This window comes from Streptomyces sp. DH-12 (assembly GCF_002899455.1).
Classification (GTDB): Bacteria; Actinomycetota; Actinomycetes; order Streptomycetales; family Streptomycetaceae; genus Streptomyces.
The window spans coordinates 5,711,792-5,735,614 of sequence record NZ_PPFB01000001.1 but is presented as its reverse complement, the minus strand read 5'-3'; the positions used below and the strand labels follow the sequence as shown (position 1 = coordinate 5,735,614).

Below are 23,823 nucleotides of genomic sequence, written 5' to 3'. Positions count from 1 at the left end.
CTCCCAGAACCGCTGCGGCGGCCAGGGTTTCGCAGAGAGTATGACCCCCACCGGAATGGTCGAACGACTATCCGGCAAACAAACACGTCCTTGCCCCAGGTGTGTGGCACCAGTGTGCGGAGTCCGGTGACCGGCGTTCAATCCATGGCCATCCCGCACCCGTCTCGCGTTGACCCTCTGCTGTCACAGTGGATCCGACCGTGACCGTTCGACGCGAGGAGCACACATGCACGCACGCGTTGTCGCCGCCTCGACCACCGCGCTCGCGGGGGTCGTCGTCCTCCTGCTTCCGCTCTCCCCCGCCCGGGCCGCCGAGAGCGCCCGGGCCGCCGAGGGCGCCGGGGGCGCCGCGGCCGCTCCCCTGATCGTCGCGCACCGGGGCGCCTCCGGATACGCCCCGGAGAACACGCTCGCGGCCGTCGACAAGGCGGCCGCCCTGGGGACCGAGTGGGTGGAGAACGACGTCCAGCGCACCAAGGACGGCGAGCTCGTCGTCCTCCACGACGACAGCCTGGTGCGCACCACCGACGTCGAGGAGGTCTTCCCCGACCGGGCACCCTGGAAGGTGAAGGACTTCACCGCCGCCGAGATAGCCCGTCTGGACGCCGGCAGCTGGTTCGGCCCCGAGTACGCGGGCGCGCGCGTGCCGACGCTGGAGCAGTTCGTGCACCGGGTCGACCGGCACCGGCAGAAGCTGCTGCTGGAGATCAAGAACCCGCAGCTGTACCCCGGCATCGAACGGGACATCCTCAAGGTCCTCGCCGACGAGGGCTGGCTCGACCGCAGGCATGTGCGGCAGCGGCTGATCGTGCAGAGCTTCAGCGCGGACAGCGTGCGCACGGTCCACGAGCTGGCCCCGGCGGTGAAGACCGGCTTCCTCGGGACGCCGCCGGTCGCGGACCTGCCGGCGTACGCGGCTTTCACCGACCAGATCAACCCCTCGCACGGGTCGCTCACCGCCGACTACGTGAGCGCGGTGCACGCCCTCAAGGGGGCGCACGGCAAACGGCTGGAGGCGTTCACCTGGACGGTGAACGACGCGGCCGCCGCCCGGCGGGTGGCCGGCTTCGGGGTGGACGGCATCATCACCAACAACCCTGACGTGGTGCGCGACGCGGTGGGCTGCTGAGGCCTCGTCAGGACTCGGTCCCTCCCGGTCGTCCGTGGTCCCGCCGTTCCGCCGGGCGTTGTCGGTGGCGGGCCGTACGGTGGGGCGCATGGACAGCGATGGGCGGTACGGGCAACGGGTCGTGTGGACCGTCGTGGACACCGGCATCGGTCCGCTGCTGCTGGCAGCGACCCGGCAGGGCCTGGTCAACGTCGTGTTCCACGCCACCGACGAGGTGCGTGACAAGGCACTGGAGCGGCTCGCGTCCCGGCTCGGCGCCGAGCCCGTGGAGGAACCCGGCTCTCCGTTGCTGGCCGAGGCGATACGCCAGCTCGACGCCTACTTCGCGGGTGAGCGGCACTCCTTCGAGCTGCCGCTGGACTGGTCGCTGATCTCGGGCTTCCACCGCGAGGTGCTGCGCGAGCTGGCCTCCGGCGTGCCGTTCGGCACGGTGGTGGGGTACGGCGATCTCGCCGGCCGGGTCGGTCAGCCGGGCGGCGCGCAGGCCGTGGGCATGGCCATGGGCGCCAACCCGCTGCCGGTGGTCGTGCCCTGTCACCGGGTCGTGGAGAGCGGGGGCGGCATCGGCGGGTTCGGGGGCGGGCTGGAGACGAAGAGGCGGCTGCTCGCCCTCGAGGGTGTGCTGCCGGAGCCGCTGTTCTGACACCGCCGTTCAGTCGTAGTGGCGGGCCTCGAAGATGTTGCCGTCGGGGTCGCGGAAGTAGAAGCTGCGCTTGGCCTGGCCGCGGGCGCCGAAGGAGTCGTGCGCGATGTCCGAGACCGGGACCGACTGCTCCTGGAGACGGCCGAGGAGGGCGTCGAAGGCGTCCGTGGCCAGGGACAGGCAGACGTGGTTGACGGGGTGGCCGGAGCTGTCGGCGGCCCCGGGGAGCATCGTCATGCGGTCCGCCTCGGAGCGCGGCATGAGGTCGAGGATGGTCTCCTCGCTGACGCGCACCGAGGGGAAGGGCGCCTCGCCGGCCGCGAAGTCGGTGAGCCTGACCGGCTCCAGGCCGACCGCCTTCTCGTAGAACTGCGCGGCGGCGATGGGGTCGTCCACCCAGAGAACGATGTGGTCGAGCCGGGTCGCGTGGTCCGTCATGGCACCAGCCTCCGTGAGCCCTGTGACGCGCCACAAGGGTTTGGCCCGGCGTGCCGCCCGCCAGAGATGGAGGGAGAGGCGGCAGACGGGAGGCGGCGCGTGGTGCTCATGGTGTCGGAAGAGGTACGGGGCGCGATCGCGGCGGGGCGGCCGGTGGTGGCCCTGGAGTCCACGATCATCGCCCACGGCCTGCCCCGGCCGCGCAATCTCCGGGTGGCACGCGAGCTGGAGGCCGTGGTGCGACGGGAGGGCGCGGTACCGGCGACGATCGCCGTGCTGGACGGCCGGCCGCGGGCCGGCCTGGACGAGGAGCAGTTGGAGCGCGTCGCGAACGAGGACGGCGTCCGCAAGCTGGGCCACCGTGACCTGCCGCTCGCGGTGGCCACGGGGGCGAGCGGGGCGACGACGGTCTCCGCGACCGCGCTGCTCGCCGCGCTCGCCGGGATCCGGGTGTTCGCCACCGGGGGGCTCGGCGGGGTGCACCGGGAGTGGACCGCCACCCAGGACGAGTCGGCCGACCTGGGGCTGCTCGCGCGCACCCGGATCACCGTGGTGTGCGCGGGGGTGAAGTCGATCCTGGACGTGCCGGCGACCCTGCAGCGGCTGGAGACGCTGGGCGTGGCGGTCGCCGGATACGGCACGGACCGGTTCCCCGGCTTCTACCTGTCGGACTCCGGGCACCCCGTGGACTGGCGGCTGGACACCCCGGAGGAGGTGGCCGGGGTGATGCGGGCGCAGGACGCCCTCGGCGGTCCGGAGTCGGCGCTGATCGTCGCCAACCCGGTGCCGGAGGACGAGCAGCTGGATCCCGAGACGCACGCGCGGGTGCTCGACGAGGCGCTGCGGGCCTGTGAGGCCGCCGGGATCACCGGTCAGGGGGTCACGCCGTTCCTGCTGGACCACCTGGTGCGGCACACCGACGGCGCCTCCCTCGAGGCCAATCTGGCGGCGGTGCGGGGCAACGTGGCCCTCGCGGCCCGGGTGGCGGCGGCCTGGGCCGCCGGGGAGTGACCGGGTCGGGCGGGGCGCTGCTGGTCGTCGGCGACGTGATCACGGACGTGGTCGCGCGCCACGCCGGCCCGCTCGCCCCGGGCACGGACACGGCGGCCGTGATCCGCACGGTGCCGGGCGGGGCGGGCGCGAACGTCGCCTGCTGGGCGGCGCGCCGGGGCGGATGCGAGGTGCGCCTGCTGGGGCGGGTGGGCGCGGACGCGGCGGCCTGGCACGAACGGGAGCTGACCGCCTGCGGGGTGCGTCCGCGGCTGGTGGTGGACGCCGACGTGCCGACGGGAACGGTCGTGTGCCTGGTCGACGAGGGCGCGGCGGCCGAGCGGACCTTCCTCACCGACAGTGGCGCGTCGGTGCGGCTCGGGCCCGAGGACTGGTCGGACGCCTTGCTGGACGGGGTGGCGCGACTGCATCTGTCGGGCTACCTGCTGTTCAGCGGGAGCGGCCGGGCCCTGGTCGCGGTCGCGCTGAAGGCGGCGGAGGCGCGCGGGGTGCCGGTGAGTGTGGACCCGGCGTCGGCCGGGTTCCTGGCCGAGCTGGGTCCGGAGAGCTTCCTGTCGCTGGTGGGGGGAGTGGAGGTGCTGCTGCCGAGCCGCGACGAGGCGTGCCTGCTGACGGGGTGTCCGGACGCGGCGGAGGCGGCTGCGCGGCTGAGCCGGCGGGTGCCGCTGGTGGTGGTCAAGCAGGGCGCGGAGGGTGCGCTGCTGGCGCGGTCCGGCGAGGTGTGCGCCCGTGTCCCCGCCGTGCCGGTGACGCCCCGGGACACGACGGGGGCCGGTGACGCCTTCACCGGGGCCTTCCTCGCGGCCCTGCTGGCCGGTGCGGCTCCCGGGCAGGCGGCGGAGGAGGGGTGCCGGGCGGGGGCTGAGGCGGTGGAACGGGTCGGTGCACGGCCGCCGGCACGGGACTGAGCGTCAGGCAGCCGGTGCGGGACCGGCGGGAGGGCGCGCACGTCCCGGACGGAGAGCCGGCCGTCGTGGGTCCGCGCTCCTTCGTCCCCAGGCGGGAACCAAGCGGAACACGGCGTTTCCACAGGCCCGCACGCGGTCGGCCGGTCGCCGGCACACTGGTCCGGCAGGCCGACGAGGGAGCGCGGCACGGGGGATCCATGCGAGGGGGACCGAATGTCCAGGGCAGTGAAGCCACGGAACGGGCGGCGATCGTCGCGGTGCCGACCATGGTGCGGGGGGGGTGTACGGCATGAGCGTCGGCCACATACCGGAGCCGCACTGGCGGTACGGCCATGGCATGGTCGCCGGGGTGATACCCAGGCGCGTATCCGCCGCGGTACCGGGCGCTCCGGCGCAGCGGCCGGCTGCGACGTCCGCCCGTCCCGCCGGGCACGGGCGGAGGGGTCAGCCGGAGGCGGACCGGGCGTAGACGCTCTCGGCGAAGGCGGCGATCTGTTCGCCCGTCAGGTGCCGTGCCAGATCGGCCTCGCTGATCATGCCGACGAGACGCTTGTCGTCCATGACGGGCAGTCGGCGGATCTGGTGGGTGCGCATCTCGGTGAGGACGTCGTCGACATCGGCGTCGGACTCGATCCAGCGCGGTGTGCCCTTGGCCATCTCGCCCGCGGTGACCTGGGCGGGGTCATGGCCCATGGCGACGCAGCCGACGACGATGTCGCGGTCGGTGAGGATGCCGCAGAGCCGTTCGTTCTCGTCGCTGACGGGCAGCGCGCCGACGTTCAGTTCGCGCATCAACTGTGCCGCGCGGTCGAGGGTTTCGTGCGCGGGGATCCACTGGACGCCGCGGTGCATGATGTCTCCGGCGGTGGTCATGGAGTACCTCCCGGTGCCGGACGGCCGGCGCGGCGCGGGGCACGCCGCTAGTCCCGACGCCCTTCATTGTCTCCGGGCCGCCGGAGGACGGCACCCGCGGCGGACGGCGCCGCGCAGACCGGCGCGGCCAGGCCCTCAACCGTGCTCTCGACCGCGCCAGGCCGGGTGGCGCGGGTCGTCGGCCCGCACCAGTACGTCGGCGGTGCCGGCCGGGCCGGTCTCCTGCTCGTAGCGCTCGAAGGCGGGCAGGGTCCAGTGCTCGGCCTCGGGAGTGCGGCGGCGCAGCGCACCGGGTGAGAGGAGGACGTGGACGGTCAGGTCGAAGGGGAACCAGTGGTGCAGGAGGAGCGGCCCGTGCAGCAACAGCACGCCTCCGGGCGGCAGTTCGACATACGGGCTGCGGGTGGCGCGGTCGGTGACCGGGTCCCGGAGGTCGGGCAGCACCCGCCCGCTGCCGCCCGGCCCGAGCGGGTCGAACACCTCGCGCCACAGGGCGCCGGTGTCGTACCAGCCGCTGTAGTAGGACTCGAGGTCCTGGTGACCGTACTCGAGCCGGACCGAGGCGGGGCGCAGGAAGCCCTCCGTGCCGACGACGAGGCTGGGGCGGCCGCGGACGCGCAGCGCCTCGGCGAGCCGCTCGGCGAGGTCGCCCGGGCGGGCGGCCGGGGCGCCGTCGAGGGCCACGCGGGGCCAGGGAGAACCGTCAGCCGGGTCGAGTTCCCGCAGGCGCTCGGCGAGTACGTCGACGAGCCGGTCCCAGGTGATCGCTTCGAGTCGCACACGGCCATGATGCGGTACGTCCCGGACCACACCGGAAGTGCCGGCGAGGGCGGTGCGCCGTGGGCGGGCGCGGGCCGTGGACGCTCGCGCATGGGTGCGCGCCGCTCGGCCATGGTCCGCTGCGGCAGGGACGCGTTCACTGGTGGTGGGGCGGCCGGAGGAGGGTGCGGGCCGGAAGGACGAGAGTGACGAAAGTTATGGGAGTGACGGAAGTGACGGGGGTGAGGACATGGGTGACGGGCCGTATGCCGTGCTGACGGCGCTGGGTGTGCTGGGGACCGGGCTGGTGGCCGGGGTGTTCTGCGCGTTCTCGACGTTCGTGATGAGGGGGCTCGCGGCGCTGCCGCCGACGCGGGGCGTGGCCGCGATGCAGGCGGTCAACGTGGCGGCGGTGCGACCGCCGTTCATGGTCGTGTTCCTCGGCACGACGGTGCTGTGCGCGGTGCTCACGGTGGTGACGGTCGTGGCGCGGCCGGACGAGGGGGTGGTCGCCTCGGTGGTGGGCGGCGTGCTGTATCTGTGCGGGTCGTTCGGGCTGACCGCGGCGGCGAACATACCCCGCAACGACCGGCTGGCCCGGCTCGACGCGGGCGGTGCGGAGGCGGCCGCGTACTGGCCGGAGTACGTGCGCGGGTGGACACGGTGGAACCACGTCCGTGCCCTCGCCTCGGCCGGTGCCGCTCTGGCGTACCTCCTGGCCCTCACCGGCTGACCGGCCGGACGCGACGAGCACCCGGCCGGGGTGGTGCGCCCGGCGCCGGAGGCGGAGGCCGACGCGCGGTTGTTCGCGACGTCGACGCTGCGCTTCGAGGGGGGAGAACGGGTGCGCGGGCTGCGCCTGGTCGAGGTGGACGCGGAGCGCAGGCCCGTGCCGGGGACGGAGCGGACGCCGCCCGCCGATCTGGTGCTGCTCGCGCTCGGCTTCTCGGGACCGGACCAGGGCGACGGGCTCGTCGCGCGGCTCGGGCTGACGCCGGAGTCGCGCGGCACGATCGCGCGCGGGCCGGACTTCGCCACGAACGTGCCGGGGGTCCTCGCGGCCGGCGACGCCGCCCGGGGGCAGTCGCTGATCGTGTGGGCCATCGCGGAGGGACGGGCGGTGGCGGCGGCCGTCGACCGCTGTCTGACGGGCGGCCCGAGCCACCTGTCGGCGCCGATCGGCCCGTACGACCGCCCGATGACCGTGTGACACGCCCCCACGCCCGTGCGCCGCCCGGCAACCGTGGCCGGAATCCGATCCCACGCCCGGCGGACGCCGGCGGTTCCGGGCCGCGCCCGCGGCTCCCCCGGGCGGGCCGGACACGCCCCGAACGCGCACGCCTCCCCCAAGCGGCACACCGCCCACCGTCTCCCCGGCCGGACGCTCCTGCCGCCCGCCCGGGCCGGCACGCGGCCCCGCCCGGTCTCAGCCCGGCGCGCCCGCCTCCCGGCACCGGCCGGCCGACGCGCACCGCGCCGGCCCCGCCACACCGTGCCATGACACACCGACGCCCCCGGGCTCCCGGCGTCGGCCGGGCTCCCAGGGGCGTCGGGTGGCCGCCTACGGTTTGCGGGCCACCGCTCCGTAGCCGGGGATGACCCCGTCGTCCTGGCCCGGGACCGGGTCGCCCAGTTCGGGGCGCCAGAGGTGCGGCACCTGAACGCCCGGTTCCACGAGGTCGAGGCCGTCGAAGAAACGGGTGAGCTCCCCGCGGCTGCGCAGCGCCAGGGTGACGCCCGCACCCTTGAGCTTCGCCGTGGCCTCCTCCGACTCCTCGGGCGTGAAGTCGGCCGTGGCGTGGCTGATCACCAGGTAACTGCCCGGGGGCAGGGCGTCCACCAGCCGCGTCACCAGTGCGTGCGCGTCGTCCTCGTCGGGGACGAAGTGCAGCAGCGCGATGAGCGACAGCGCGATCGGCCGGTCGAAGTCGAGGACCTTGCGCGCACCCTCCAGGATGGTGTCCGGTTCCCGGACGTCGGCCTGGAGGTAGTCGGTGACGCCCTCCGCCGTGCCGCGCAGCAGGGCCTCCGCGTGGGCCAGCACGATGGGGTCGTTGTCGCAGTACACGACGCGGGCGTCCGGCGCGACGCGCTGGGCGACCTGGTGCAGGTTCGGCTCGGTGGGGATACCGGTGCCTATGTCGAGGAACTGGCGTACGCCCTGCCCCGCGAGCCAGCGCGTGGCGCGCTGCATGAACGCGCGGTTCACGCGCGCCATGACCGGCACGCGCGGATCGAGGGCGAGCATCTGCCTGCCCATGGCCTCGTCGACCGGGTAGTTGTCCTTGCCTCCGAGGTACCAGTCGTACATCCGCGCGGGATGCGGTCTGGTCGTGTCGATCTCGACGGGGTGCTGTCCGGTCATGACGGACTCCGTAACTGTCTGCAAGCGTTAGTGATCAATTCAGTGCCAAGGAGGAAGCAAAAGGTAGTGCGGCAACGGGGGTCAGGACAGCAGGAAATCCGCCTCTCCGGCCTTGGCTCCCTCGATGAAGGCCGTCATCTCGGCGGAGGTGTAGATGAGCGCCGGCCCGTCCGGGTCGGTGGACTGGCGCACGGCGATCCGGCCGTCGTCCAGCTTCATCGCCTCGAGGCAGTTGCCGCCGTTGCCGCCGCTCCAGGGCTTGTGCCAGCCCTCGCTGCCCAGCTCCCGGGCGGGCATGCCGTTGTAGATCCGTGCGGCGTGCGCCCGCGCACGCGGCTGGGTCTTCGGGGGCTTGATGAGTTCCATTCACAGCTCCTTGCGGAGATCCCGGAGGATCCCCTTCGTGCGATGTGCCGTGGCGGCCTGCGCCGCCATGCGGTCCATGACCTCGAGGTGGGTCGCCACCTCGGTGCGCGCGTCCAGGTAGACGGCGCCGGTCAGGTACTCGCTGTAGACCATGTCCGGCAGTTCGGGCATGGCAAATCGGAACAGCACGAACGGCCCGTACGTGCCGGGGTGGGGCCCGCTGTCGAAGGTCGCGATCTGCAGCGTCACGTTGGGCAGCGCCGCCGCCTCGAGCAGCTTGTCGATCTGCGCGCGCATCACCTCCGGGCCGCCGACCCGGCGGCGCAGCGCGGTCTCGTCCATGACGACCCACAGCCGGGGCGCGTCCTCGCGGGTGAGCAGTTCCTGCCGTCGCATGCGCAGGTCGACGTGGCGTTCTATGTCCTCGGGCCGGGTCTGCCCTATGGCGCCGGAGCGCAGCACGCCGCGCGCGTAGTCCTCCGTCTGGAGCAGTCCGGGGACGAAGTGGGGTTCGTAGCTGCGGATGAGGGAGGCCGCGCCCTCCAGGCTGACGTACATGGAGAACCAGCCGGGCAGGATGTCGTGGAAGCGCTGCCACCAGCCGGGCTTGTTGGCGTCCTCCGCGAGCTGGACGAACGCCTCGGCCTCCTCGTCGGAGACGCCGTAGGCCTTCAGCAGCAGCTGGAGGTAGGGGATCTTGAGCGCCACCTCGGCCATCTCCATGCGGCGCACGGTGGCGGGCGCGACGCGCAGGATCCGGGCGGCCTCCTCCCGCTTGAGACCCGCGCGCTCACGCAGGTCCAGCAGGCGGCGCCCGAGGACGACCTGCCCCACCGTCGGCGCGGACCGGGGTTCGCTCACGCTCCACCTCCCTCGAACGAATAGTGACAGCCCGGCGGCGCCGTCCGGTGATCCGGCACGGAGACCAGGCACGGAGACCAGGTGATCCGAACACACATTCGAATTACTCTCCGGCGATCCCAACTGACGCCGCACGAGGTGCTGTTGCGAGCAGTGTGCCACGCCCGTCCAGACCGTCACACAGCACTCTGCAATTTTCAGAGTGACACTTGCCAAGTGTTCACGGCGGGGCGATAGTGGCAAGCGTGATTCCGTCCGCGCCCTTAGGAACAGACGCCGCCGCAGCTTCCGTCGGCCTCGGCGCCACCCCGGCCGCCGCCCCCTCCCCGGGGGCCGCCGCCGAGCGCCGGTTCCGCTTCGAGCTGGCCGCTCACCCGGGTTCCCCCGCCCGGGCGAGACGGCTGACACGGGCCCGGCTGACCGGCTGGTCGGTGTGCGAGGACACCTGTGACACGGCGGCCTTGGTCGTCTCCGAACTGGTCACCAACGCCATCGTGCACACCGCGAGCAGCCGTGTCGTCTGCGAGCTGCACGACGATGACGACCTGCTGCGCATCGCCGTGCGGGACGAGGGCTGCGCGCCGGGCCGGCCGCGGGCGAACTTCCGGCAGCAGCCGGAGGAGGAGCACGGAAGGGGACTGCTCCTCGTCGACGCCCTGTGCCACGCGTGGGGCGCCCACGAGCACGGTCCCGGCCTGCTGGTCTGGGCGGAGCTCCCCCGCACCGCCGGCACCCCGCCCGGCTCCGGCGAACCCCGCGGCGACCTCGGCTGGGGCGCCCGGTCCAAGCCCGGTCCGGCCGGCGGCTCGGAGGACGGCGAGGGCGGGGCCGGCGACGGCGGCCGGGACCACCCGGCCGAGCAGCGCGTGAGGACGCCCTCCGAGCGGGACGGGAGGCAGGCGTGACGGGCCCCGGCGGCGCACGCGTGCTGAGCCTGGACTCGCTGGTCCGGATCCAGCGCGGACGGCAGACGCCCGACGCGCCCCGGCGGCTTCCCGTGCCGGAGGGCATGACCGCCCCGATGGGCTGCGACGCGGTGGCCGTGCCGGCCCGCTTCGGCCCGCTGGTCCTGCCCCGGCTGCCCCGCGTGGGGTGCGTGTACGCCGATGACGCGCACTGGTGGTGGCTGGTCCCGTCCGATTCGGACTACGCCCTGGAGTGGCCCGCCCCCGCGCACTACGCCGCCGGCGCGGTCCTTCCCGACACCCCGGCCGACACGGGCGCCGCCGGTCTCCCGGGGCTGATCCACCGCCCCGACGGCACACTCCCCTACACGCCGCCGATACCGCTGTACCTGGCCCTGTGCCGCCTCACCGGAACCACCCCCGTCTGGTCACGCCCGGTCACCGCCTGACGGCCGCGCACGGCGCCCCGCGGAGGGGCTCACGCCACCGCCTCACCGCCGGCGCCCTCGCCGCGGACGATCACCAGGAACATGTCGGTGGCGAGGTCCATGACGACCTCGGCGGGCAGGCCCTCCAGGCGCCGCGCGTGCGCGAACTCCTCCGCGGGCCAGGAGCCGCGCGGCCCACCTGCGGGAAAGCGTTCGAGCACCGTTCGCCCGTTCACCCTGCCACCTCCATGTAGCGCTGTACTCGTAGAGTTAAACGCCAACCATGGGGCGAACGCCTCGTGCGGTGACGGTACTGAGATGTAGTTGACACCCGTTCACTGCCAAGTGTGAGCGCGCTCTCAGCTTTTCGGAGTAATCCGTCACCGTCCGTGTCAGTCGTCGTACTCGTCGTGGTAGCGGAGATGCTCCTGCGTCACGGGCGCCCCGACGGCGTAGGCGCGTCCCTGTGGTTCCTCCCAGGGCTCCTGCCTGCCGAGCGCGGTGAGGTCCAGCAGGCTGGTGGTGGAGCCGAGCCCCTCCAGGCCGCGTCCCCAGGCCGAGTAGGTGTGGAAGACCCGGTCGCCGTCGCGCAGGAAGCAGCTCACCCCCGGCCGCTGGACGGGCCGGCCGTCCTCTTCCGAGAACATGTTCAGGTCCGCGTCGAAGTCACCGGGGCAGGACGAGTACCAGGGCACGGTCCAGCCCATCCGGGCCTTGAACGGCAGGATGCGGGTGAACGGCGCGCGGGAGACGGCCGCGAACGTGGTGCGCCGCGCGTGCAGGTGGGCCAGGTGCCCGATCTGGTCCAGGAAGGCGGAGCAGCAGCGGCAGCCGGCCTCCCACGCGGGGTCGAAGACGAAGTGGTGCACGACGAGCTGCTGCCGCCCCTGGAAGAGGTCGAGCAGCGTGGCCCTGCCGTCGCCGCCCTCGAAGACGTACTCGCGGTCGACGGGGACCATGGGCAGCCGGCGCCGTTCGGCACGGAGGGCGTCGAGCGCGCGGGTGACGGCCTTCTCCTTGTCGAGCAGTTCTTCGCGCGCCGCACTCCACTGGGCGCGCGAGACGATCTCCGGAAGCGACATGGTTCCTCCTGTGCAACGGTCCCGTTGCGAGGAGTGACCGGAGTGCCGGACGGAACTCATCGCCCGCACGCAAGATTCTTTCGCCGCCCGACATGCCCGGGTCACACGCCGTCGGCCGGCGCCGGACACTTCCGGGTGGCGCCGCCCAGCGCGCCGCGCGGCAACGCGCTCCGGGGGACCGGCCCGCGCCGGGACCGGAGGGCACGGGCGAGGCACGGGGGCACGGCGAGGGCGGTGCGGATCACGGGGCCCTGCCGTCCGGCCGAGGCGGCCGGTCCTTGGCGGGCGCTCTCGTCCGCTCTCCCGGACCCGTGCGGAAACCTCGCCCCCAACTCCCCGAATGCCCCGCAGTATTCGCCCTTCCCTTCCCCTTCGCTCACCGAACTGGGCCGTTGGTGGGAAAGACCGCTCCCCGCGCGCCTGGGCACCGGGGCGGACCTACGCTGCCGACATGGGGAGGCACAGTCCGCGCCATTTCCGTTCGAGGAGAGCTGATGGCTGATCGCGTTACAGCTCCACGCCGACGCGGCTATCGCGAAGGCATCGGCGGCGAGATGCTCGCCGAATTCCTGGGGACGTTCGTCCTCATTCTGCTGGGTCTCGGATCTGTCGCCGTCGCGGTCGTGGGCCTGCCCGGTTCCGGGCGGCAGTTCGTGGATTTCGGGCCGGCGAACTGGCTCATCATCTGCTGGGGCTGGGGCCTCGCCGTCGTCTTCGGCGTCTACGTGGCGGGCGGCATCAGCGGCGCCCACATCAACCCGGCGGTGACCCTGGCCTTCGCCGTGCGCAGGGACTTCCCCGTGAAGAAGGTGCCCGCCTACTGGCTGGCCCAGCTGCTCGGCGCCTTCGTCGCCGCCGCGCTCGTCTACGCCTGCTACCGCTGGGCGATCGACGCCGCCGACGCGAAGGCCGGTCTGGCCCGTGACGAATCACTGGCCACCTATTCCATTTTCGCGACCTTCCCCGCGGAATACTTCGGGAATTCCTGGTGGGGTCCGCTGCTCGACCAGATCGTGGGCACCGGCATTCTGCTGCTTCTGATCTGCGCACTCATCGACCTGAAGAATGTCGCTCCCCTGGCGAATCTCCACCCGTTCCTCATCGGCCTGGTGGTCGTCGCCATCGGCCTCACCTTCGGCACGAACGCCGGATACGCGATCAATCCCGCGCGCGATTTCGGCCCCCGCCTGTTCACCTACTTCGAGGGCTGGGGCGACATCGCGTTTCCGGGCACGTTCGGGTGGTTCAGCGGCTACTGGTGGATCCCCGTCGTCGGCCCGCTGATCGGCGGTGTTCTCGGCGTACTGGTGTACGACCTGCTCATCAAGCCGGTGATCACCGCCAGGACGCGGGCGATGGAGGACCAAGAGGAAGGCCCGGCCACCGAGGAGGCGTAGGCCCCCGGGACCGTCGTCAACTCAGAAAGGCTGCAGCGATGCCCGAATTCGTCGGCGCGGTGGACCAGGGGACCACCAGCACCCGCTTCATGATCTTCGATCACGCCGGTAACGAGGTGGCGAAGCACCAGCTGGAGCACCAGCAGATCCTGCCCCGTTCCGGCTGGGTCGAGCACGACCCGGTGGAGATCTGGGAGCGCACCAACACGGTGATCCAGAACGCCCTCCGCGACGGCAACCTGACGGCTTCCGACCTCCGGGCCATCGGCATCACCAACCAGCGCGAGACGACCGTCGTCTGGGACCCGCGCACCGGCCGTCCGTACTACAACGCGATCGTCTGGCAGGACACCCGCACCGACAGCATCGCCGCCGCCCTCGAACGCGAGGGCCACGGCGACGTGATTCGCCACAAGGCGGGACTGCCGCCGGCCACCTACTTCTCCGGCGGCAAGATCAAGTGGCTGCTGGACCACGTGGACGGGCTGCGCGAGGCGGCTGAGGCGGGGCACGCCCTGTTCGGCAACACGGACGCCTGGGTGCTGTGGAACCTCACCGGCGGCCCCAACGGCGGCGTCCACGCCACGGACGTGACCAACGCCAGCCGCACCATGCTGATGAACCTGGAGACCCTCGACTGGGACGACGAGCTGCTCGGCATCCTCGGCATCCCGCGCTCGATGCTCCCGGCCATCCACCCCTCCTCGGACCCCGAGGCGTTCGGCCAGGCCCGCACGTCCCGCCCGCTGGGCGCCGCCGTGCCGATCACCGGCGTCCTCGGCGACCAGCACGCGGCCACCGTGGGACAGGTCTGCTTCTCCCCCGGCGAGGCCAAGAACACCTACGGCACCGGCAACTTCCTGGTGCTGAACACCGGCACCGAACTGGTCCGCTCGCGGAACGGCCTGCTGACGACGGTGGCGTACCAGTTCGCCGGCAGCCCGGCGGTGTACGCGCTGGAGGGCTCCATCGCCGTGACCGGCGCGGCGGTGCAGTGGCTGCGCGACCAGCTGAAGATCATCGGGAGCGCCCCGGACAGTGAGCAGCTGGCACGCTCGGTGGAGGACAACGGCGGCATGTTCTTCGTGCCCGCGTTCTCCGGCCTGTTCGCCCCCTACTGGCGTTCCGACGCCCGGGGCGCCATCGTCGGCCTGTCCCGGTACAACACCGGCGGTCACATCGCGCGGGCCACGCTGGAGGCGATCTGCTACCAGAGCCGTGACGTGGTCGAGGCGATGGAGCAGGACTCCGGGGTGCACCTGGACGTGCTCAAGGTGGACGGCGGTGTCACCGCGAACGACCTGTGCATGCAGATCCAGGCCGATGTGCTCGGGGTGCCGGTCAGCCGGCCCGTGGTCGCGGAGACCACCGCGCTGGGCGCCGCGTACGCCGCGGGCCTCGCCACCGGCTTCTGGAACGACACGGACGAGCTCCGCTCGCACTGGCAGGAGTCCAGGCGCTGGGAGCCGCAGTGGGACGAGGACCGGCGCCGGCAGGGCTACGAGGACTGGAAGCGGGCCGTCGAGCGCACCCTGGACTGGGTCAAGGTCGACTGAGCCCCGAGGTTACCGGTCAGCGGTCGGCGACGTCCTCACGGAGGCCGTCGGAGAACTCCCACCACGACAGCGCGAGCCAGTCGCCGTTGACGAACGCGTCGACGGATGCGCCGCGCCCGCGGACGGTCACGGTCGTGCCCGGGGGGTACAGGGTGCCGGACAGCCCCGGCACGGCCACGAGCAAGGTTCCCAGCCTCTGAGCTGCCATGTTCCGCCCTCTCCCCTCTCATCGGGTCTTCATCGGGTCTTCATCGGGTCTTCATCGGAATCACCGGACGCCGCGCCACCGGAACGGGGCGGGCGTCACTCGACATTCGTCGGATATTACCGGCTTGCCCCGGTCACAAGACCGGAGAATCATGAGATATCGGTCACGCGGACCATCGGGAGGGGCGTCGCCGCGCACCACGCGGAACACCAACCGAACGGAGATCGCACCATGAAGGCCGTCGTGTACAAGGGACCGTTCGAGGTCGCCGTCGAGGAGGTCGAGAACCCGACCATCCAGCATCCGAACGACGTGATCGTCCGGATCACGTCGACCGCGATCTGCGGCTCCGACCTGCACATGTACGAGGGTCGCACCAACGCCGAGCCGGGCATCACCTTCGGCCACGAGAACATGGGCATCATCGCCGAGGTCGGTCCGGGCGTCACCTCGCTCGAGGAGGGCGACCGCGTGGTCATGCCCTTCAACGTCGCCTGCGGCTTCTGCACCAACTGCGTCGAGGGCTTCACCGGGTACTGTCTCACCGTCAATCCCGGCTTCCCGGGCGGCGCCTACGGCTATGTGGCCATGGGCCCCTGGAAGGGCGGGCAGGCGGAGTACCTGCGCGTCCCCTACGCCGACTTCAACTGCCTGAAACTGCCGCCGGGCACCGAGCACGAGAACGACTTCGTGCTCCTCGCGGACATCTTCCCCACCGGCTACCACGGCTGCGAGCTCGCCCAGGTGCGCCCGGGTGAGAGCGTCGCGGTGTACGGCGCCGGCCCGGTCGGGCTGATGGCCGCCTACTCGGCGATGATGCGCGGCGCGAAGAAGGTGTTCGTGGTCGACCGGGTCGCCGAGCGGCTGCAGAAGGCCGAGGAGATCGGGGCGGTTCCGGTCAACTTCGCGGAGGCCGACCCGGTCGAGCAGATCTACGACCAGACCGACGGCACGGGCACCGACAAGGGCATCGACGCCGTCGGCTACCAGGCCTCGGCGGGCGGCGGCACGGACCGCGAGGAGCCGGCGACCGTGCTGAACTCGCTGGTCCGCACGGTCCGGGCCACCGGCATGCTCGGCGTCCCCGGGCTGTACGTGCCGTCCGACCCGGGCGCCCCGGACGAGCACTCCAAGCAGGGCATGCTGCTGGTCGCGGTCGGCAAGCTCTTCGAGAAGGGGATCAGGCTCGGCACCGGCCAGTGCAACGTCAAGCGCTACAACCGGCAGCTCCGCGACATGATCATCGAGGGCCGGGCGAAGCCCAGCTTCGTGGTCTCGCACGAACTGCCGCTGGACCAGGCGCCGTCCGCGTACGACAAGTTCGACAAGCGGATCGAGGGCTACACCAAGGTGGTGCTGCAGCCGTAAGGGGTCCGCTCGTCAGACCGGGCGGCGGGCGTACCGGTCCGTCGCCGCCACCAGGGCGTCGTCGCCGGCCGCGCCCGCGTCGTGGCCGGCGTCGTCGACGACCACCAGCTCGCTGTCCGGCCAGGCGTGGTGCAGCCGCCAGACGATGCCGAGGAGATTGCCGACGTCGAGGCTGCCCTGGACCAGGGTGCCGGGGATGCCCTTGAGGAGGTGGGCGTCGCGGAGGACGACGCCCTCCTCTCCCCCGTCGCCGAAGAAGTGGTCGTTGCCCCAGTAGTGGGTGACGGTGCGGGCGAAGCCCAGGCGGAACGCCGGGTCGCGGAACCGCTCCACGGAACCGGGCGGGGCGGGGACGATCGCCGTCTCCCAGTCCGTCCACGCCCGCGCGGCCTGCGACCTGACCCGCGGGTCGGGCGACTCCAGCAGCCGGTTGTACGCGGCGGCCAGGTTGCCGTCGCGCTCGGCCTCGGGCAGTTCCGCGAGGAACCGCGCGTGGGCCTCCGGGAAGAACCGGCCGAGGCCCCGCGTCAGCAGGCCGACCTCCGCGGGCGAGCCGGTGGCCACGCCGGTCAGCACCAGTTCGGAGACCACACCGGGATGGGTCTGCGCGTAGCGCAGGCCCAGGGCCGAGCCGAAGGACACGCCCCACACCAGCCACCGCTCGATGCCCAGGTGGGCGCGCAGCCGCTCCAGGTCCGCCATGAGGTGCGGCGCCGTGTTGACGCCCATGTCGGTGGCGGGGTCGGCGGCCGACGGCACCGACCGTCCCGCGCCGCGCTGGTCGAACAGGACGATGCGGTAGGCGGCGGGGTCGAAGTAGCGCCGCAGTCCGGCGCCGGCGCCCGAGCCGGGCCCGCCGTGCAGCACCACTGCGGGCTTGCCGTGCGGATTCCCGCTGGTCTCCCAGCGGACGCGGTTGCCGTCCCCGACGTCGAGCATGCCGTGGTCGTACGGTTCGATCTCCGGATACCTGCCCATCCGGGCACCGTAGCGCCATCGCGCGGGACGCTCATCCCCTTTCCTCCGGGCGCAGTCCGGCTGCCTCGGCCGCCGTGCGCAGGACGTCCCGGAGCATCTCGGGGGTGAGCTTGCCCGTGAAGGTGTTGCGCTGGCTGACGTGGAAACAGCCGTGCAGGCGGAGCGCCGGGCCGTCGGCGGCGTCCAGCTCGACCCGGGCACCGTGCCCGAAGGCGGGCCGGGGCCGAGGCACGGTCCAGCCCGCCTCGGCGAACGCGGGCAGCGCCGCCTGCCAGCCGAAGGCGCCGAGGACGACCGCCGCCCGGACCGTCGGCCGCAGCAGCCGCAGCTCCTGCACCAGCCAGGGGCGGCAGGCGTCCCGTTCGGCCGGGGTGGGCTTGTTGGCGGGCGGGGCGCAGTGCACGGGCCCGGTGACACGGACGCCGTACAGCTCCAGGCCGTCGTCGGCGTGGACCGAGGTCGGCTGGGAGGCCAGGCCCACGTCGTACAGCGCCTGGTACAGCACGTCGCCGGAGCGGTCCCCGGTGAACATCCGGCCGGTGCGGTTGCCGCCGTGCGCGGCGGGCGCGAGGCCGATGATCAGCAGCCGCGCGTCCGGCGGCCCGAAACCGGGCACCGGCCTCCCCCAGTACGTCCAGTCGGCGAACGCGGCCCGCTTGGTACGGGCGACCTCCTCGCGCCAGTCGACCAGACGCGGGCAGGCACGGCAGCCGGCGATGCGCCGGTCGAGCCGGGCGAGGCCTTGGTGATCCATGGTTCCACCGTAGGCGCCGGGTGCGACATCCGGGCGCGGTCATGCCCGCCGGCATCCGTACACGGTCGGCGGGCCGGGCGGGCTAAGGTCGGGGGCATGGTTGCGGAGGGTGCGCAGAACGACAGGACGGCCGGAGCGGACGAAGGCGCTGACGGCGCGGGGACCACGCCCCGGCCCGCGGGGACCATGCCCGAGCCGGCGGACCCGAGGACCGCCGCGGCGGTGGCCGCCGCCGAAGCGGCCGGGCCGCAGCACGGCGAGACCGTGCGGATCGACAGCTGGATCTGGTCGGTACGGCTGGTCAAGACCCGGTCCATGGGCGCCGCCGCCTGCCGGGGCGGGCACGTCCGCGTGAACGGCGAGCGGGTGAAGCCGTCGCACTCCGTGCGGGTCGGCGACGAGGTGCGGGTGCGGGTCGAGACGCGGGAGCGGGTCGTCGTCGTGAAGCGGCTGATCCGCAAGCGGGTGGGGGCGCCGGTCGCCGCCCAGTGCTACATCGACAACTCCCCGCCGCCCCCGCCGCGCGAGGCCGTCGCCCCGGCCGGCATCCGCGACCGCGGCGCGGGCCGCCCGACCAAGCGGGACCGCCGCGAGCTGGAGCGGCTGCGAGGGCTGGGCGGCCCCGGCCCGTTCGGCGGCCCCGCGGGCCCGCCCGCCCTGGGTGACCCGGGCGCGGCGGCAGGCGGACGCGGAGGCGCGCACGGTCGTGGGGCAGGCGGCCGCCGGGGCCGGAACAAGGGGGCGGGAGGCGCACCCCGGCCGTGAACACGGGTGCGGGGCCACGACCGCGGGGCGCAGCCCCCCACCGGCCCGGCCTACGCGAAGGCGCAGTCCCCCACCTGCCTGTCCTGCGCGGGGCGTCGGCGCCCCGCCGCCTGTCAGGTACGGGTGCGGGACGCCGGCACCGCCCTCACCCACATCCCGTCCTCCGTCAGATACCGGTCCACCCTCAGGCCCTCCTCCGCGAGTGCCGCCTCGAACCGCTCCGGGGTCAGCGGACGTGATCTGAACGTCTGGGTCCAGGTCGCGTCCGGGAACACGTACTCCGCGTGGACCGAGTCGACGCCGTCGCCGGCCGGCTCCACGGACACGATCCGCACCGTGAAACCCGCCGGGTCCACACGCTCGCGCGGCACGTTCGTGTGGTAGTCCGCGCCCTCCCGCTGGATCAGTACGCACCCGCCCTCCGCCAGGTGCCGCACGCAGGTGCGCAGCATGCCCCGCCGCACCCCGATGTCCCCCGCGTGCACCAGGAACGAGGCCAGCAGCACCACGTCGAACGTCTCGCCGAGGCCGAGCCGCTCCACGGGGCCGCATATCGTCCGCGCCCCGCGGACCCGCTCCAGCATCTCGGCGGACTCGTCCACCGCCGTCACCTCGAAGCCCCGCTCCAGCAGCGCGTGCGTCATCCGCCCCGCACCGCAGCCCAGCTCCAGAATGCGCGCCCCCGGCGGCACCGCTCCGGCGACGACGTCCGGCTCGTCCCCCACGGGAAGCCGCGCGTACAGCTCCACAGCGCAGCCGTCCGGGGTGATTCTCCCGGGTCCCGTCCCCTGACAACCCTCGCGCATCGTCTGCTCCATGCCCGTCGAACGGACCGCGCCCGCACGTCCGTTCCCCTCCCCGTCGATGCCACCCGAACGAGTGACAGGGGATCCGGCGGCCCTACCGGGAACCCGCAGGACGGGGAACGTCCGGCGCCGACAGGGCGAGGAGCGCGATGCGCACGGGCAGTGAACCGACGGCCGCGCGGAGTCCCTGCGCACGCGGTTCTGGCTGAGCGTGTGGGGTGCGGTCCGGACGGTGGCCGGAACCGTGGCGTTCGCGCTCGCCGGGTGTCCGGGCCGGGCGCCGGCCTGCGGGATGCTGTGGCTGGTCGGCACGGCGGACCTGCTGTTCGTGCTCCGGCACATCCGCCAGGGCCCCGCTACCGGCCGGGCCGCGACGCCCCCCCGTACGGGCCGCCGGAGGACCGGCGGCAGCCGGGTGCGGTCCGGCACAGGACCCCGCAGGGACTCACTCGTCGAAGCGCGCCGCCTTCAGGTACTCCGGGTTCGGGTCCAGCGCCGCCGCCAGCCGGAAGTGCCGCTTGGCGGGGTGGGGACGGCCCTGCCGCTGGTAGGTGCGGGCGAGCGCGTAGTGGGCGAAGGCGTTGTCCGGCTCCCGCTCCAGGACGAGCGAGAACTCCAGCTCGGCGGGGCGCAGCTGGGCGGCCGCGAAGAAGGCGCGCGCCCGCAGCAGCCGGGCGGCCGTGTTCTCGGGATGGACGTCGATCACGCCGTCGAGCAGCTTCACCGCGCCCCGCGGGTCGCGGGAGGCGAGCAGGTGCTCGGCGGCGCGGAAGTCGATGACATGCGTCTCCGGCGTACGTCCGGACGGACCACTGGTCTCGGGCACGGCGGAATCCTTCCCTCGCTCGGAAGGATCAACGCCCCGCCCGGCGCCGGTTATTCCGGCCGGGGCTCCCGCGCGCGGCGGACCAGCTCGGCCCACACCTCCTCGACGCGCCGTTCCAGCGCGTCGAGGGGCACGTCGTTGTCGATGACGACGTCGGCGATCGCCCGGCGCTGCTCCCGGGTGGCCTGGGCCGCCATGCGGGCCCGTGCGTCCGCCTCGCTCATGCCGCGCAGCCGCACCAGCCGGTCGAGCTGGGTCTCGGGACGCGCGTCGACGACGATCACGACGTCGTAGAGCGGGGCGAGGCCGTTCTCGGTGAGGAGCGGCACGTCGTGGACGACGACGGCGTCCTCGGGCGCGGCCTCCTCCAGCTCCCTCGACCGGGCGCCCACCAGGGGGTGCACGATCGAGTTGAGCGTGGTCAGCTTCTCCGGGTCGGCGAAGACGAGGGCGCCGAGGCGGGGCCGGTCCAGGCTGCCGTCCTCGGCGAGGATCTCCTCGCCGAAGGCCTCCACGACGGCGGCGAGCCCGGGCGTGCCCGGCTCGACGACCTCGCGTGCGATGCGGTCGGCGTCGATCAGCACGGCTCCGCACTCCACGAGCAGCCGCGACACCTCGCTCTTGCCGGCTCCGATACCGCCGGTCAGGCCCACTGTCAGCATGGGCAGCAGCCTAGGCGGCGGCTGCGACCGGCGGTCCGGCGGGCGTCAGGTGTCGCCCTCCCGCTCGGCGAGGAACCTCTCGAACTCACGGCCGATCTCGTCCGCCGACGGGATGTCCACCGGCTCGGCGAGCATGTTGCCCCGGGTCGCGGCGCCCGCCGCGGCGTCGTACTGGTGCTCCAGACCCTGGACGAGGGCGGTGAGCTCGTCGTCGCCCTCCCGGATCTGGCGGTCGATCTCGGTCTGGGTGCGCTGGGCGTCGGTGCGCAGGGAGTGCGCGACGCCGGGCAGGACGAGCCCCGTGGCGGCCGTGATGGCCTCGAGCGCGGTCAGCGCCGCGTCCGGGTACGGCGAGCGGGCGATGTAGTGCGGCACGTGCGCCGCGACGCCCAGGACGTCGTGCCCGGCCTGCATGAGCCGGTACTCGACCAGGGCCTCGGCGCTGCCGGGCACCTGCGCCTCGTCGAAGGGGCTGTCGCTCACCGGGACGAGGTCGGTGCGGTTGCCGTGCGGGGTGAGGCCGACCGGGCGGGTGTGGGGGACGCCCATGGGGATGCCGTGGAAGTTCACCGACAGGCGCACCCCGAGGCGCTCCACGATCTGCCGCACGGCCGCGGCGAAGCACTCCCACTCCACGTCCGGCTCGGGTCCCGAGAGCAGCAGGAAGGGCGCTCCGGTGGCGTCCTGCACGAGCCGCACGGTGATGGCCGGCACCTCGTAGTCGGTCCACCGGTCGCGGGTGAAGGTGAGCAGGGGCCGGCGCGCCCGGTAGTCGACGAGCCGGTCGTGGTCGAACCGGGCGACGACCTGGTGGGGCAGCGAGTCGAGCAGCCGGTCGACGATCTGGTCCCCGGTCTCCCCCGCGTCGATGTATCCGTCGAAGTGGTAGAGCATGACAAGTCCGGCCGACTCCTGGGCCAGCGCCATGTCGACGACGCTCAGTCCCTTCGGCTCCCAGGCGTACACATCCTGCGGATCAAGCACAATGACCGCTCCTCCTCGTGTTCCACCCACCACAACGTGGCACGGAGCACAGGCATTCCCACGATGACGACGCCCGCGGGGAAACGCCCTGAAGGGGCGCGGGGAACTGCGCGACGAACCCCCACCGGGCCCGCGGCCGACGACGAACCCGTCAGAAACGCCTGAGGGGCCGCACCTCGAAAGGTGCGACCCCTCAGATCAACCGCTAGCCCTCAGCGGCGAGCGCTCAGCTCTGGCCACCCGCCAGCTTCTCGCGAAGCGCGGCCAGCGCCTCGTCCGAAGCCAGGGCGCCGGACTGGTCGCCGCCCTCGGAGGAGTACGAACCGCCGCCGGACGCGGCCGGAGCGGCGGCCTCGCCACCCTCGGCAGCGGCCTTCTCGTCCGCCTCGCGGGACTTGATGACCTGCGCCTGGTGCTGCTCGAAGCGAGCCTGCGCCTCGGCGTACTGGCGCTCCCACTCCTCGCGCTGCTTCTCGTAGCCCTCGAGCCAGTCGTTGGTCTCGGGGTCGAAGCCCTCGGGGTAGATGTAGTTGCCCTGGTCGTCGTAGGACGCGGCCATGCCGTACAGGGTCGGGTCGAACTCGACCGCCGTCGGGTCGGCGCCGAAGGCCTCGTTGGCCTGCTTCAGCGAGAGGCTGATGCGGCGGCGCTCGAGGTCGATGTCGATGACCTTGACGAAGATCTCGTCGTTGACCTGGACGACCTGCTCCGGGATCTCCACGTGGCGCTCGGCCAGCTCGGAGATGTGGACCAGACCCTCGATACCCTCGTCCACGCGGACGAACGCACCGAACGGAACCAGCTTCGTGACCTTGCCGGGCACGACCTGGCCGATCTGGTGGGTGCGGGCGAACTGCTGCCACGGGTCTTCCTGGGTCGCCTTCAGCGACAGGGAGACGCGCTCGCGGTCCATGTCGACGTCGAGGACCTCGACCGTGACCTCCTGGCCGACCTCGACGACCTCGGAGGGGTGGTCGATGTGCTTCCAGGACAGCTCGGAGACGTGGACCAGACCGTCGACGCCGCCCAGGTCCACGAAGGCACCGAAGTTGACGATCGAGGAGACGACGCCGGAACGGACCTGACCCTTCTGCAGGGTGGTGAGGAACGTCTGGCGGACCTCGGACTGGGTCTGCTCCAGCCAGGCACGGCGGGACAGGACCACGTTGTTGCGGTTCTTGTCCAGCTCGATGATCTTCGCCTCGAGCTCCTTGCCCACGTAGGGCTGGAGGTCGCGGACGCGGCGCATCTCGACCAGGGAGGCCGGGAGGAAGCCGCGGAGGCCGATGTCGAGGATGAGACCACCCTTGACGACCTCGATGACGGTACCGGTGACGATGCCGTCCTCTTCCTTGATCTTCTCGATGGTGCCCCAGGCACGCTCGTACTGGGCGCGCTTCTTCGAGAGGATCAGGCGGCCTTCCTTGTCCTCCTTCTGGAGGACCAGGGCCTCGATCTCGTCGCCGACGGCGACGACCTCGTTCGGGTCGACGTCGTGCTTGATCGAGAGCTCGCGGCTCGGGATGACACCTTCGGTCTTGTAACCGATGTCGAGCAGGACCTCGTCCCGGTCGACCTTCACGATGACGCCGTCGACGATGTCGCCGTCGTTGAAGTACTTGATCGTCTCGTCGATCGCGGCGAGGAACGCTTCCTCGTTACCGATGTCGTTGACCGCTACCTGCGGGGTGGTGGCGGTGGTCTCGGTGCTGCTCGTCATGTGGGAAAGGGCTCCGGTACGGACATTGAAG

The 23,823-nt window shown here is 72.6% G+C and carries 27 protein-coding genes and 2 pseudogenes; 13 read left to right on the top strand and 16 right to left on the bottom strand.

Going from position 1 to position 23,823, the window contains the following annotated elements:
• Window positions 1–226 precede the first annotated feature (226 nt).
• Both C1708_RS24725 and C1708_RS24720 read left to right on the top strand, forming a co-directional pair.
• Window positions 227–1,129, top strand: a complete 903-nt coding sequence (locus tag C1708_RS24725; RefSeq protein WP_106414737.1) for a glycerophosphodiester phosphodiesterase — start codon at window positions 227–229, stop codon at window positions 1,127–1,129.
• Between the two features lie 88 nt (window positions 1,130–1,217).
• Window positions 1,218–1,772 carry a methylated-DNA--[protein]-cysteine S-methyltransferase gene (locus C1708_RS24720; RefSeq protein WP_106414736.1) on the top strand — a complete coding sequence of 185 codons (555 nt, stop codon included), beginning with the start codon at window positions 1,218–1,220 and terminating at the stop codon, window positions 1,770–1,772.
• Window positions 1,773–1,781: 9 nt separating this feature from the next.
• Here the strand turns inward: C1708_RS24720 and C1708_RS24715 are convergent, their stop codons facing one another.
• Window positions 1,782–2,210 carry a VOC family protein gene (locus C1708_RS24715; protein ID WP_106414735.1) on the bottom strand — a complete coding sequence of 143 codons (429 nt, stop codon included), beginning with the start codon at window positions 2,208–2,210 and terminating at the stop codon, window positions 1,782–1,784.
• 99 nt (window positions 2,211–2,309) lie between these two features.
• Between C1708_RS24715 and C1708_RS24710 the strand changes: the two genes are divergently transcribed.
• Both C1708_RS24710 and C1708_RS24705 read left to right on the top strand, forming a co-directional pair.
• On the top strand, window positions 2,310–3,221 hold the full coding sequence (locus C1708_RS24710; RefSeq protein ID WP_106414734.1) for a pseudouridine-5'-phosphate glycosidase: 912 nt from the start codon (window positions 2,310–2,312) through the stop codon (window positions 3,219–3,221).
• Window positions 3,218–4,129: a carbohydrate kinase family protein gene (locus tag C1708_RS24705; RefSeq protein WP_106414733.1), complete on the top strand. Its 912-nt coding sequence runs from the start codon at window positions 3,218–3,220 to the stop codon at window positions 4,127–4,129. Before C1708_RS24710 ends, C1708_RS24705 begins: the two co-directional genes overlap by 4 nt.
• Window positions 4,130–4,573: 444 nt before the next feature.
• Here C1708_RS24705 and C1708_RS24700 read toward each other — a convergent pair whose 3' ends face one another.
• Together C1708_RS24700 and C1708_RS24695 are read right to left on the bottom strand one after the other, a co-directional pair.
• Entirely contained in the window at window positions 4,574–5,002 is a 429-nt protein-coding gene (locus C1708_RS24700; protein WP_106414732.1) for a CBS domain-containing protein, read from the bottom strand.
• A 135-nt stretch (window positions 5,003–5,137) separates the two neighbouring features.
• On the bottom strand, window positions 5,138–5,782 hold the full coding sequence (locus tag C1708_RS24695; protein WP_106414731.1) for a nucleoside/nucleotide kinase family protein: 645 nt from the start codon (window positions 5,780–5,782) through the stop codon (window positions 5,138–5,140).
• Window positions 5,783–6,011: 229 nt separating this feature from the next.
• Here C1708_RS24695 and C1708_RS24690 point away from each other — a divergent pair, with 229 nt between their 5' ends.
• Window positions 6,012–6,494, top strand: a complete 483-nt coding sequence (locus tag C1708_RS24690; RefSeq protein WP_106414730.1) for an anthrone oxygenase family protein — start codon at window positions 6,012–6,014, stop codon at window positions 6,492–6,494.
• A gap of 42 nt (window positions 6,495–6,536) precedes the next feature.
• Window positions 6,537–6,971 (top strand): annotated as a pseudogene (locus C1708_RS24685) (FAD-dependent oxidoreductase); the annotation flags it as partial.
• Between the two features lie 351 nt (window positions 6,972–7,322).
• Here C1708_RS24685 and C1708_RS24680 read toward each other — a convergent pair.
• The 3 genes from C1708_RS24680 to C1708_RS24670 all read right to left on the bottom strand — a co-directional run bounded on the left by C1708_RS24680 (window position 7,323) and on the right by C1708_RS24670 (window position 9,353).
• Window positions 7,323–8,126: an SAM-dependent methyltransferase gene (locus tag C1708_RS24680; protein ID WP_106414729.1), complete on the bottom strand. Its 804-nt coding sequence runs from the start codon at window positions 8,124–8,126 to the stop codon at window positions 7,323–7,325.
• Window positions 8,127–8,207: 81 nt separating this feature from the next.
• The gene (locus tag C1708_RS24675) at window positions 8,208–8,492 is read right to left on the bottom strand and encodes a DUF397 domain-containing protein (protein WP_106414728.1); all 285 of its coding nucleotides are present in this window, start codon (window positions 8,490–8,492) and stop codon (window positions 8,208–8,210) included.
• Window positions 8,493–9,353 carry a Sco1979 family transcriptional regulator gene (locus C1708_RS24670; RefSeq protein ID WP_106414727.1) on the bottom strand — a complete coding sequence of 287 codons (861 nt, stop codon included), beginning with the start codon at window positions 9,351–9,353 and terminating at the stop codon, window positions 8,493–8,495.
• A gap of 236 nt (window positions 9,354–9,589) precedes the next feature.
• On the opposite strand from C1708_RS24670, the gene C1708_RS24665 reads away from it, so the two are divergent.
• Together C1708_RS24665 and C1708_RS24660 are read left to right on the top strand one after the other, a co-directional pair.
• Window positions 9,590–10,258: an ATP-binding protein gene (locus C1708_RS24665; RefSeq protein WP_106414726.1), complete on the top strand. Its 669-nt coding sequence runs from the start codon at window positions 9,590–9,592 to the stop codon at window positions 10,256–10,258.
• Complete coding sequence (locus C1708_RS24660; protein ID WP_106414725.1) at window positions 10,255–10,707, top strand: hypothetical protein; 453 nt, start codon at window positions 10,255–10,257, stop codon at window positions 10,705–10,707. Before C1708_RS24665 ends, C1708_RS24660 begins: the two co-directional genes overlap by 4 nt.
• 29 nt (window positions 10,708–10,736) lie before the next feature.
• On the opposite strand, the gene C1708_RS24655 is transcribed toward C1708_RS24660, so the two are convergent.
• Window positions 10,737–10,922 carry a DUF8839 family protein gene (locus tag C1708_RS24655; protein WP_019525306.1) on the bottom strand — a complete coding sequence of 62 codons (186 nt, stop codon included), beginning with the start codon at window positions 10,920–10,922 and terminating at the stop codon, window positions 10,737–10,739.
• Window positions 10,923–11,078: 156 nt separating this feature from the next.
• Window positions 11,079–11,768: a DUF899 domain-containing protein gene (locus tag C1708_RS24650; RefSeq protein WP_106414724.1), complete on the bottom strand. Its 690-nt coding sequence runs from the start codon at window positions 11,766–11,768 to the stop codon at window positions 11,079–11,081.
• Between the two features lie 494 nt (window positions 11,769–12,262).
• On the opposite strand from C1708_RS24650, the gene C1708_RS24645 reads away from it, so the two are divergent.
• The gene (locus C1708_RS24645; RefSeq protein ID WP_106414723.1) at window positions 12,263–13,165 is read left to right on the top strand and encodes an MIP/aquaporin family protein; all 903 of its coding nucleotides are present in this window, start codon (window positions 12,263–12,265) and stop codon (window positions 13,163–13,165) included.
• 38 nt (window positions 13,166–13,203) lie between these two features.
• Window positions 13,204–14,721, top strand: coding sequence for a glycerol kinase GlpK (gene glpK / locus C1708_RS24640; RefSeq protein ID WP_106414722.1), 1,518 nt, complete (start codon window positions 13,204–13,206; stop codon window positions 14,719–14,721).
• Between the two features lie 16 nt (window positions 14,722–14,737).
• On the opposite strand, the gene C1708_RS24635 is transcribed toward glpK, so the two are convergent.
• A complete protein-coding gene (locus C1708_RS24635) occupies window positions 14,738–14,929 on the bottom strand; it encodes a hypothetical protein (protein WP_106414721.1) in 192 nt (63 codons plus the stop codon).
• Window positions 14,930–15,160: 231 nt separating this feature from the next.
• On the opposite strand from C1708_RS24635, the gene C1708_RS24630 reads away from it, so the two are divergent.
• Window positions 15,161–16,297, top strand: coding sequence for a glutathione-independent formaldehyde dehydrogenase (locus C1708_RS24630; protein ID WP_106414720.1), 1,137 nt, complete (start codon window positions 15,161–15,163; stop codon window positions 16,295–16,297).
• Window positions 16,298–16,309: 12 nt separating this feature from the next.
• Here C1708_RS24630 and pip read toward each other — a convergent pair whose 3' ends face one another.
• Both pip and C1708_RS24620 read right to left on the bottom strand, forming a co-directional pair.
• A complete protein-coding gene (pip, locus tag C1708_RS24625) occupies window positions 16,310–17,275 on the bottom strand; it encodes a prolyl aminopeptidase (RefSeq protein WP_106414719.1) in 966 nt (321 codons plus the stop codon).
• 31 nt (window positions 17,276–17,306) lie between these two features.
• Window positions 17,307–18,029, bottom strand: coding sequence for a uracil-DNA glycosylase (locus tag C1708_RS24620; RefSeq protein ID WP_106414718.1), 723 nt, complete (start codon window positions 18,027–18,029; stop codon window positions 17,307–17,309).
• 96 nt (window positions 18,030–18,125) lie between these two features.
• On the opposite strand from C1708_RS24620, the gene C1708_RS24615 reads away from it, so the two are divergent.
• A complete protein-coding gene (locus tag C1708_RS24615; RefSeq protein WP_106414717.1) occupies window positions 18,126–18,794 on the top strand; it encodes an RNA-binding S4 domain-containing protein in 669 nt (222 codons plus the stop codon).
• A gap of 113 nt (window positions 18,795–18,907) precedes the next feature.
• Here the strand turns inward: C1708_RS24615 and C1708_RS24610 are convergent, their stop codons facing one another.
• On the bottom strand, window positions 18,908–19,600 hold the full coding sequence (locus C1708_RS24610) for a class I SAM-dependent methyltransferase (RefSeq protein ID WP_106416474.1): 693 nt from the start codon (window positions 19,598–19,600) through the stop codon (window positions 18,908–18,910).
• A gap of 149 nt (window positions 19,601–19,749) precedes the next feature.
• On the opposite strand from C1708_RS24610, the pseudogene C1708_RS35220 reads away from it, so the two are divergent.
• A pseudogene (locus tag C1708_RS35220) lies at window positions 19,750–20,005 on the top strand (DUF6343 family protein); the annotation flags it as partial.
• A gap of 40 nt (window positions 20,006–20,045) precedes the next feature.
• On the opposite strand, the gene C1708_RS24600 reads toward C1708_RS35220, so the two are convergent.
• From C1708_RS24600 to rpsA, 4 genes are all read right to left on the bottom strand, one after another.
• Window positions 20,046–20,426, bottom strand: a complete 381-nt coding sequence (locus C1708_RS24600; RefSeq protein WP_106414716.1) for a tetratricopeptide repeat protein — start codon at window positions 20,424–20,426, stop codon at window positions 20,046–20,048.
• A gap of 50 nt (window positions 20,427–20,476) precedes the next feature.
• On the bottom strand, window positions 20,477–21,088 hold the full coding sequence (gene coaE / locus C1708_RS24595; protein ID WP_106414715.1) for a dephospho-CoA kinase: 612 nt from the start codon (window positions 21,086–21,088) through the stop codon (window positions 20,477–20,479).
• A gap of 45 nt (window positions 21,089–21,133) precedes the next feature.
• The gene (locus tag C1708_RS24590; RefSeq protein WP_106414714.1) at window positions 21,134–22,072 is read right to left on the bottom strand and encodes a PAC2 family protein; all 939 of its coding nucleotides are present in this window, start codon (window positions 22,070–22,072) and stop codon (window positions 21,134–21,136) included.
• Window positions 22,073–22,298: 226 nt separating this feature from the next.
• Window positions 22,299–23,792: a 30S ribosomal protein S1 gene (gene rpsA, locus C1708_RS24585; RefSeq protein WP_093766690.1), complete on the bottom strand. Its 1,494-nt coding sequence runs from the start codon at window positions 23,790–23,792 to the stop codon at window positions 22,299–22,301.
• Window positions 23,793–23,823: the final 31 nt, after the last annotated feature.